The 9,120-nt window shown below is 66.8% G+C and carries 8 protein-coding genes, 1 tRNA gene and 1 pseudogene; 6 read left to right on the forward strand and 4 right to left on the reverse strand.

What is annotated here, in order from left to right; translation table 11 throughout:
- Positions 1–157 precede the first annotated feature (157 nt).
- Entirely contained in the window at positions 158–622 is a 465-nt protein-coding gene (locus ACFW9D_RS15310) for a GatB/YqeY domain-containing protein (protein ID WP_188338202.1), read from the reverse strand.
- A gap of 95 nt (positions 623–717) precedes the next feature.
- Here ACFW9D_RS15310 and ACFW9D_RS15315 point away from each other — a divergent pair, with 95 nt between their 5' ends.
- The 3 genes from ACFW9D_RS15315 (at position 718) to ACFW9D_RS15325 (ending at position 2,593) form a co-directional block, all read left to right on the forward strand.
- A complete protein-coding gene (locus ACFW9D_RS15315) occupies positions 718–1,659 on the forward strand; it encodes a metallophosphoesterase (RefSeq protein ID WP_188338201.1) in 942 nt (313 codons plus the stop codon).
- Between the two features lie 44 nt (positions 1,660–1,703).
- Positions 1,704–2,471, forward strand: a complete 768-nt coding sequence (locus tag ACFW9D_RS15320) for a Pr6Pr family membrane protein (protein ID WP_384622084.1) — start codon at positions 1,704–1,706, stop codon at positions 2,469–2,471.
- 48 nt (positions 2,472–2,519) lie between these two features.
- Positions 2,520–2,593, forward strand: a tRNA-Pro gene (locus ACFW9D_RS15325).
- Positions 2,594–3,243: 650 nt separating this feature from the next.
- Here the strand turns inward: ACFW9D_RS15325 and ACFW9D_RS15330 are convergent.
- Positions 3,244–3,399: pseudogene (locus ACFW9D_RS15330) on the reverse strand (site-specific integrase); the annotation flags it as partial.
- Between the two features lie 524 nt (positions 3,400–3,923).
- Here ACFW9D_RS15330 and ACFW9D_RS15335 point away from each other — a divergent pair.
- The 3 genes from ACFW9D_RS15335 to ACFW9D_RS15345 are packed head-to-tail and all read left to right on the forward strand — an operon-like array spanning position 3,924 to position 6,066.
- On the forward strand, positions 3,924–4,718 hold the full coding sequence (locus ACFW9D_RS15335) for a TIGR04255 family protein (protein WP_384622087.1): 795 nt from the start codon (positions 3,924–3,926) through the stop codon (positions 4,716–4,718).
- Positions 4,708–5,358 carry a hypothetical protein gene (locus ACFW9D_RS15340; protein ID WP_384622089.1) on the forward strand — a complete coding sequence of 217 codons (651 nt, stop codon included), beginning with the start codon at positions 4,708–4,710 and terminating at the stop codon, positions 5,356–5,358. The genes ACFW9D_RS15335 and ACFW9D_RS15340 overlap by 11 nt, the downstream gene beginning before the upstream one ends.
- Before the next feature lie 3 nt (positions 5,359–5,361).
- A complete protein-coding gene (locus ACFW9D_RS15345) occupies positions 5,362–6,066 on the forward strand; it encodes a hypothetical protein (protein WP_384622092.1) in 705 nt (234 codons plus the stop codon).
- A gap of 360 nt (positions 6,067–6,426) precedes the next feature.
- Here ACFW9D_RS15345 and ACFW9D_RS15350 read toward each other — a convergent pair whose 3' ends face one another.
- On the reverse strand, positions 6,427–6,882 hold the full coding sequence (locus tag ACFW9D_RS15350; RefSeq protein ID WP_384622094.1) for a hypothetical protein: 456 nt from the start codon (positions 6,880–6,882) through the stop codon (positions 6,427–6,429).
- Between the two features lie 274 nt (positions 6,883–7,156).
- Positions 7,157–8,650, reverse strand: coding sequence for a hypothetical protein (locus tag ACFW9D_RS15355; protein WP_384622097.1), 1,494 nt, complete (start codon positions 8,648–8,650; stop codon positions 7,157–7,159).
- Positions 8,651–9,120: the final 470 nt, after the last annotated feature.

Here is a 9,120-nt window from a genome sequence, read left to right on the forward strand (position 1 = left end):
GCACGATGCAGGCCATCTGGAAGCACCGCCGCGCGCTCGTCGAGTCGGGCCCCTCCGGCCGCGGTGGGCGCGCCGGGCGGGCCCCCCGCACGCACGGAGTGGTGGCCGGCCCCCCGCCGGGGCCCCCCCCATCACACATGTCCGGATGCGGCTGCTCTCAGCCGAGCAGCAGGCGCTTGACCGTCGCGGCGACGCGGCCGCCCTCGGCGCGGTCCCCCACCTTCGGCTTCACGATCTTCATGACCTGGCCCATGGCCTTGCCGCCCTCGGCACCGGCCGCCTTCGCCTCCTCGACCGCCTGCGCGACGATCTGCTCCAGCTCGGCGTCGGACAGCTGCTGCGGCAGGTACTCGGCGAGCACCTCGCCCTCCGCCTTCTCCCGGGCGGCGGACTCGGCACGGCCGCCCTTGTCGAAGGCCTCGGCCGCCTCGCGGCGCTTCTTCGCCTCCTTGACGATCACGGCCTGCACCTCGTCGTCGGAGAGCTCGCGCTTCTCCTTGCCCGCGACCTCCTGGGTCGTGATCGCGGCGAGAGTCATCCGGAGCGTCGAGGAGCGCAGCTCGTCACGCCCCTTGATCGCGGCGTTGAGGTCGTCCTGCAGCTTCGACTTGAGCGTGGTCATGACTCGATTGTCGCAGGTGTCACAGCGTCAGCGCCCGCGGATTTCCCCGCCCCTCCCCCGGACGGACCGCGCCGCGCGTCTGACACGATGGACGTATGCGCGCGCGATACGGGATTCCCCTGAAGGTCTCAGCCGGCGTCGCGGCGGTGGGTGCCGCCGGACTCGCCTACTCCGTGGGCTTCGAGGCCCGCTCCTTCCGGCTGCGCCGGGTGACCGTCCCGGTCCTGCCCGCGGGCATGCGACCGCTGCGCGTCCTCCAGGTCTCCGACATCCACATGGTGAGCGGGCAGCGCAAGAAGCAGCGCTGGCTGCGCTCGCTGGCCGGTCTGCGCCCCGACTTCGTCATCAACACGGGCGACAACCTCTCCGACCCCGAGGGCGTCCCGGAGGTCCTGGACGCCCTCGGCCCGCTCATGGAGTTCCCCGGCGCGTATGTCTTCGGGTCGAACGACTACTACGGGCCCAAGCCGCGCAACCCCGCCAAGTACCTTCTCGAGAAGGTGCAGGGCCGCCACGGGCTGAACGGGAACCCGCCGGTCGTCGGCGCGATCCACAACCCGTGGGAGGACCTGCGCGACGGCTTCGACGAGGCCGGCTGGCTGAACCTGACCAACACCCGGGGCGTGCTCAAGGTCGCCGGGATCGAGCTCGGGCTCACCGGTGTGGACGACCCGCACATCAAGCGCGACCGGTACGACGAGGTCGCGGGCGGCCCGCTGTCCGGCCCGGACTTCTCCTTCGGCGTCGTGCACGCCCCGTACCTGCGCTCGCTGGACGCCTTCACCGCCGACGGGTATCCGCTGATCCTCGCGGGCCACACCCACGGCGGTCAGGTCTGCATCCCCTTCTACGGCGCCCTGGTCACCAACTGCGACCTGGACACCGACCGAGTGAAGGGCCTGTCCACGCACGAGGCCGGTGGACGCACCTCGTACCTCCATGTCTCGGCCGGCTGCGGCGCCAACCGCTACACCCCGTTCCGCTTCGCGTGCCCGCCCGAGGCGACGCTCCTGACCCTGGCCCCGAAGCGGTCCTGAGGCTTCGGCTCGCCCGGCCCGTCGGGCCGCTCTAGCGTGGCGGCATGATCACACCCGATGCCGGCGCCGATCCCGCCGTCCCGGTGCCCGAGGGCGCCGGAGCCGTTCCGCTCCGGCGCCGCTCCTCGGCCCCGGCCGCCGCCTTCCGCGCGCTCGTCGCCCTGGCCGCCGTCACCGGCATCGTCATCGACCTCTCGATCAGCAACAGCGTGCTGCGCGTCCTGAGCTACTTCACGATCCAGTCGAACATCCTGGTCGCGGTCGTCCTCGCCGCCGGCGCGCTGCGGGCCTGGAGCGGGCGCCCCGCGCTGCCGCCCCTGGTCACCGGCGGCACGCTCCTGTTCATCGGCATCACCGGGCTCGTCTACCACCTGATCCTGGCCAACGACTCCAGCGGCTTCTCCATGACGGACGACGCCGCCCAGGCCGTCATGACCGGGCCCCGCCAGGTCTCCAACCAGCTCCTGCACACGGTCACCCCGATCGGCGCCGCCCTCGACTGGCTCCTGTTCACCGCCCCCGGCGCCCTGCGCCTGCGGCACGCCGCGCTCTGGCTCGCCTACCCGCTGGCCTACCTCGGCTTCGCCCTCGTCCGCGGCGCGATCATGACCCCGGGCACGCCGGCCCGCTACCCGTACCCGTTCCTGGACGTCGACGCGCACGGCTACGCGGGGGTCCTCGGCAACGGCCTGACCTTCGGTCTCGCCTTCTACGGGCTGGCTCTGGCTCTCGTCGGGCTGGACCGGATCCGCCCCGCGATCGCCCCCGCCGAAAACCGGATTTCGTCTCAGGCCGCCGGTCCGCTAAAGTAATCGATGTCGCCGCGACCTGCAGAACAGCAGAGAGCGGAGCAACGACATCGGGGTGTAGCGCAGCTTGGCAGCGCGCTTCGTTCGGGACGAAGAGGTCGTGGGTTCAAATCCCGCCACCCCGACAGCTAAGTAGCAGGTCAGAGGGCCGGTACTCAATCGAGTACCGGCCCTCTGACGTTGCGAGTGACTATCTGCGTGACCGTTACAGCGGAGCCGTCGCGTCCGCCCCTCAGACCCCGCTACGGTGTGGCTCTCGATGGAGGGACCTACACCGTCAGACCGACTAGGTCGGGTGTGAGGTGGCGGGGCAGGCTGAAAAGTCGCCGTCTGAGGGATACGCCTCCACGTGTGTGGCACGACGCGGCCAACATGTGGGGATCACTCGACCCTCTCTCGTGATGCTTGGCCGTTGATCGCCAGTCATCGGCATAGAAGAGAACTTAGGTTCTGAGCGTCGGCAGAACTCAGCCAACCGTCATGCGCGGTTGGACTGAGCCTGCCGCGTTGTGGATCAGTCCAACCGTGCCTTCTAAGAAAGGCACGTCGCTCGTGGACTTGAGTGATCGAATCCTTCTGTGTCTGCTCTGCGTTCTCAGCATCCTCGACCTGCTTCCTGGTGTCATTCGCTCCCTCGCCCAGGTGCTGAGTTCGATCATCACGGCCATCAACGATCTTCGTGAGCAGTGGGCCTCTGGGCGCCGCAGTCGTAACAGCTAAAAGCAGTGTGGGTGGGTCCTTGTCAGGGCCCACCCACACTGCTCACTGCCGGTTCCTAGGTTCCAGAACCAAAGATCCTGTCCATCGCAGTCGCACCGGTCTGAATCACAGGCCGGATCTGCTTCCGGTAGACCTCCTCCGTGACGGCGGTGCTGGAGTGGCTGGCCAAGCGGGAGATCTCTTCCAGCGGGATACCCCAGTCTGACAAGAGCAAGCACCCGGCTGCGCTCCCCTCCGCCGGGCGGGCTTCCCGGCTCCGCTGGGGCTGCCGCTCCTGCCCTCGGCCCGCTGCGCCGACGCCGCCCACTGTGGATAGGCCCGGAGGGCATGAGTCGAGCACCCGACACGGTCGCGGCCCACGGTCACAGACGATGGCTCCGGCGGGGGATCGGCCGACACCGGGTGGGAGGGGCACCGTTCCCGGTCGCGGGCACATCGTGGCGAGCATGGTGGGCTCCCACCCCGCCCACTGTCGCCCAGGCAGAGCCGAGCTGACGCGGCCCATGGCGTCCAGGTCGTTCGTACCGTGGCGCGCTCCACTTGGACGCCATGAACCACGCCCGCTCCACAGACGTGTGGGTCGACGGCGGACGGGATGGGAGCAGGGGTGAGTGGTGGGTGAGAGTGCGCAAGCTCAGCAGCTGATCACCTCTGTTCGGCGACTTATCATTTACCCGCGTAGATTAGTTGTCCACTCGGTTGTAGTTTTGGTTTCTTCTCGGTAGCTTTGCAGGTATGGGGCCACGTGAGATCTATCCAAACCCGCCGCTCGCGCTGGTGGTCGTCGAGCTGCGCCACACCGTGACAGCCGCACTGAGTGAGGCACAGCAGTCCGCGCTCAAGAGCTTGCTCACCGACTCCTTCCCTCTCGCCCGCCCGACGCTCGCAGCAGTGAGCACAATCGTCACTCCGGCAGGCGTCAGGAACGAGCAGACGCCACCGAACCCGCGCTACATGACCCGAGACAACACGGCATCCGTCACCTTCAGGCCAGACGCCATCGCCGTGGAGACGACCCGCTATGTGAGGCGCAGCGCACTGCGCGACACCCTCCGCCTCGCGGTGGCCGCACGCCAGAAGGTTGCGCCGGCAGATGGACTGACCCGGATCGGCGTTCGCTACGTCAATGAAGTACGCGCAGACGTAGAAAGCGCTGCCGACTGGTCCCAGTGGATCGCACCCAGCCTCACCAATGTTGCAGGGCTTGAGGCCGGCGCCAACGGACTCGCACAGTCCTGGCAAGGCATGGTCGTTTTCGGAGACCAGCAACAGGGCATCGTGCTCCGTCACGGAAACCTGGATGGCTATGCAGTAAACCCGAGCGGTGATTTGCGACGCCCTACTCCATCGCCGGGGCCCTACTACCTCATCGATCTGGACAGCTACTGGACCCCGGAAGACGAGACGCCGACACTCGATTGGGACAACATCGAATCCCACTACGACGATGCCGCACTCAGTGCTCACGGACTGTTCGAGCAACTGATCACAGACAAGTACCGCCAGGAGGTTCTGCGCCGTGACCAGTGAGACGCGACTCTCGATCTCGACTACAACCGTGCCGACAGCAAACCTCATTGCTCCGGTCGAGCCCACGACCACGGTGGCCAGCCAGTTGGACGAGCTAGCTGAGGAAGCTGGATCGCTGCGAAGCACCAGTAGGCACATGGTGGAGAGTACGAGTGAGCTGCATCAGAAGGTTCTCTTCGAGTCCTGGCAGCACCGCACTCACGAGCGAGGAAAGCTGGCTCCAAGGGCACTGCTGGAAGAGATCTCCGATCTTGGATTTGCCTGGCGCGACGTTGCTCGCATGCTCGGAGTAAGCGTTCCTGCCGTTCAAAAGTGGCGACGAGCTGGCGGGGTGACAGGCGAGAACCGCCGTCGGCTCGCCAGCCTCCTGGCCCTGTGTGACGAGATCGCTGGGCGCTACCACATCCAGGAGGTGGCTTCCTGGTTCGAGATGCCAGTCACCGCCAGTGCTCCAATCACTCCGATTGACCTGTGCGCCGATGGTCAACCGCGCCTGGTCCTAGAGCACGCAAGCGGCCATGGCGACGAAGAAGCGATCCTCACCGCGTATGACCCAGGGTGGCGCGAGCACTACCGCTCCGACTTTGAGGTGTATCTCGAAGCCGACGGCGCCATGTCTATCCGCTCCAAGGGGGCTTAGCACGTGGCCCATGAGATGGAGCGACCGGAAGACCCAGAGGGTCTGTATCGAGCATGTGGCGACGACATCGTCGCTGCGCGCCCGACACTCACCGGCGATGTGTTCTCCGGAGTGGAACTCATCGATGCAGATGGCGCTACTCACCAAAAGACGGTCATGATCCTCGACCACCCTTGCTCGCTGCGCACCGACGGCGTCAATCTGCTGCCCCGGCTGACCGTTGCCGAAGTGCGTCATCGGCAGCCGGGCAAGTGGGAAGGATGCTACAACCGGTTTTTCCTGCCCGCCCCATTTCCTGAGGCTGAGGGACCGAAGCAGCCGAGTGCCGCCTTCTTCGACGCCTGCTATCACGTCTCACCCGAACAGCTCGATGCTGGAACCCGGGTGGCGTGTCTGAGCGATTTTGGACTCAACCTGCTGCTTCAACGCCGCGTCCACCACTTCAGCCGCGTCGTGGTTCCAACCTTCGAATTTCAGAACGCCAATGGTGCGGTGTACGACGAGGCCGACCTGGTTGAAGAGTGGTGCATAGACCGGGAAGATGACGGCCTGAAGCCGCTCGAGGCTGCCGCGGAATGCGTTAGTTGGCTCCGCGAAGAGGAAGACGGGGTGCGACGGCAGACCCTCCTCAGGGATGTCCAGAGGCGAAGCACGCTTCGCCGCCAGATGCGAGCCCATCTCAGAGCGCTCCGCAGGAGCGGTAGCTGATGACCGTTGGCGAGCCGTCCTATCTGATTCAGGAACGCTCCACCGTGACTGCTGAGTGTCTAACCTGCGTGACAACCGCAACACGCAATCACGAGCAACTGTGGACGTCAGCGGACCATCAGCACCGGTGACAGGCACCGCAGCCCCAGCCCAGCTAGCATCTCAAATTGCTTCGGGACGAAGAGGTCGCGGGTTCAATTCCCGCCACCCCGACAGCCGAAACACCGGGTCAAGCCCGGTGCTGAAAGATCAGCACTGGGCGGGCCATCTTGGGAGCCTACTTCCTGGAGCGGCTCCCCTCACCAGAGGTCCTGGGGGCCGCTGGCACTGGTCCTGACGGGGAAGCGCCCGGCCTGAAAGTCAACGCCGATCGGCACTCCGAAGGATGACGATGGAATCAGCGGGTACGGGAATCCGTCCACGCAGAAAAAGAACCGCCCCGAGCGTGGCGCCGAAACCGAGCATCGGCCCCAATACGTCCGAAGGCACGTCGGACATGACAGCCGCCGCCATCGCGGCGACGACTCCAACCCCGAACCCGAAGAGCCGGAGGTACTCGCCCGGAGCAGCTGAGACGGCCGGGTCCAGACGATCCTCGTCGAGCAGTTGTCCGAGCCGCCCCTCCGCGTACCGCTCCGTAATGATCACAAGAATGATGGTCATCTCTCGCAACGCCTCCGCTGGATCGGAGTCCTGCCGAGCCTCGGCGGCCTGTAGCGCGCCGACCACCTGCGCAGCGTGCGTCTTGAGGGCTCTGCGGTGATGACTGCCGATGTCGACGCGACCGAATGTGCTGCACCAGACCGAATCGGGCACGGGACACCGCGTCTTGTGGGCCCGCCAGATGGCACGCTCAGCCGAACGCACGCTGGCCACACCGGTTCCCCGACACCCCTGCTGGTACGCGTGACTACACCGTACTGCGGAAACCAACAGGGTGGGGGGAGTGGATCGGCGAGACGATTCAAAATGCGGCCCGATCGCGCGGGGATCGGGGGCCAAACAGCGGGTCAACCGAGGCCGCCGTAGCAAGACCCTCCCGAACGACGGTGGGCCCGCGCCTCTGGCAAGAGGCCCATTCGAGAGGCCCTCACCGCCCGTCGCCCCCGGCACAGGAGTGAGTCCCGGCGGGCACCCATGTCGTCACGTGTTCCGCCCTGACCCGCAGAACAGGCAACGGGCCGCCTGTGGATGCCTCCCGCGCGGGATCCCAGAGCCAGAGATCGTCGCCCGACCGTTCGAAGGTGAGCACTGGATGCCCCACCGGCAGGGGGCCGTTCTCCACCGCAGGCTGGTCGACGACCGGCCTGACGCAGATGAGCATGCCGTCCAGCCCGAAGTACGGGGCAGGGTCCTTGCCCTCGATAGCCGCATGGGCCGCGCGTGTCGCCACCGACGACACCTGGCCGAGGCTGGTGGACACAATCGTGAGCAGGTACACAGCGGCGATGGCAATCGCCATCACCATGGTCAGGACCTTCCCGCCGCCGTTCCAGTAGAAGTGCCGGGCCCAGCCCATCATGGCGAGGCAGATGAACAGGACACAGGAGGCGAAGAAGACGGGCTTCACCGCAATCCCGTAAGTCCAGACGGGATCGACGGAAACGGCGTCCACCGGGATGCCGAAGTCGTCGAGGTATCCGGCCTGCAGGAAGTGACCCGCGAACGGCAGCACCCAGGGCAGTGGTACCACCATAACGGGCGCCAGAGCCACAGCGTGCCTCGTCAGTCGGCTCAACCGCCAGGCATGCCAGGCGCCGCAAGCCACAAGCCAGATGAGCGGCACCAGGACGATGGTCCCCAGAATGCCGACAGGGCCGCGGGAGCCGACGCCCGCCTCCAGGTATCCCGCGGCCGCCAGGGCCGTCACCACTAGAGCCCCTGCGCCGAACTGCACCAGCCGGGGCGGCTGCGCACCTCCTGTTACCCATCGGCCCAGCGCCCAGGCAACCACCACCAGGGGCAGCACGAGTAGGCCGCGCCAAGGCCATGGAACCCCGTGCGACGACCATCCGTACACGACAAGGGCCAGGCACAACGCTCCACGAACAATTAGTCCCGCCCGGCCACGCCACCGCTGGTCCCGGTCCGTGTCTGACACGTCCACAGCCGGCCCGACACTCGGCCGTGCTCCATGCTTTTCCTCGACGAACGGAACACCGCACACAGCACTGCTCTGCAACGCCGCCTCGGCTTCCCTCCTGTTGCCCCGGCCGACTAGCCTCACCGTGCGATGCACGTCCGCGCAGCCGACCGCGACCCACAGCTTTGCGAAGCCCCGCAAAGCACCTCTACCCCAGTCGGGTTGTCGGTACATGTGCCAGAGGCTGGTGGGCCTGTTCCCTCGGTCCCGGGGGGCGAGACCAGCCTGCTCGACCTCTACGTCGGGCCGGTCCGCGGTCAGCGCCTGCACTTGCCGCTCGGCCTCCGCACGCGCTCCCCGGTTCGCGCCGGTGAGCCATACGTCCAACCGATAGCGCACCTCGTCGCGGCAGCCGGCCTCATTGCCGCCGTGGTCGTCGAGCAGCCTCACCACCCATTGCGCCTCCTCGAACCGGGCGCGGACCAGCGCTTCCTCGACCAAGTCCCTGCGCATTCGGACGATCACAGTGACCCGACGACCACCCCCATACCGGGCGGTGACGGTTCCGGATGGCAGGGCAGGGGACGAATCCGGCCCTGCGCCGTCCACTCCCCGTGAGCGCGAACGCCGGGGCCTGACAATGCTGTTCAACAAGCTCACCACGGTCCTCCGATGCGGCCTGACGGGCGTGAGGAGCTTGTCCAGCCATGGACGTTGCATGCGTCGTGTGCGATGTATCCACCCGGTCTGATGGGGCCACTTGTTCCACAGACGCAAAGGTTCCGCCTGAGATAGATCAAGCCAACATCGGCCAGCTCTGATCCCGACGCCGCCAGCCCGACTGTGCACGTCAGTCAGCGGATCTCCTCTCCGTCCTCTGAACGCATCCGGCCAGAACATGACCCGCGCTGTTTCCCGCGATCCGCGCGTCCCGGATACCCCTGTCCTGTGCGGGCAGGATGTGCCCGCAC

Origin of the sequence: Streptomyces sp. NPDC059524, assembly GCF_042749255.1 — a bacterium.
Lineage (GTDB): Bacteria > Actinomycetota > Actinomycetes > Streptomycetales > Streptomycetaceae > Streptomyces > Streptomyces xanthii.

Bases quoted from the DNA above. Each gene is read 5' to 3' on its own strand.
- ACFW9D_RS15310 (WP_188338202.1), bottom strand. From the start codon at position 622: ATGACCACGCTCAAGTCGAAGCTGCAGGACGACCTCAACGCCGCGATC.
- ACFW9D_RS15315 (WP_188338201.1), top strand. From the start codon at position 718: ATGCGCGCGCGATACGGGATTCCCCTGAAGGTCTCAGCCGGCGTCGCG.
- ACFW9D_RS15320 (WP_384622084.1), top strand. From the start codon at position 1,704: ATGATCACACCCGATGCCGGCGCCGATCCCGCCGTCCCGGTGCCCGAG.
- ACFW9D_RS15335 (WP_384622087.1), top strand. From the start codon at position 3,924: ATGGGGCCACGTGAGATCTATCCAAACCCGCCGCTCGCGCTGGTGGTC.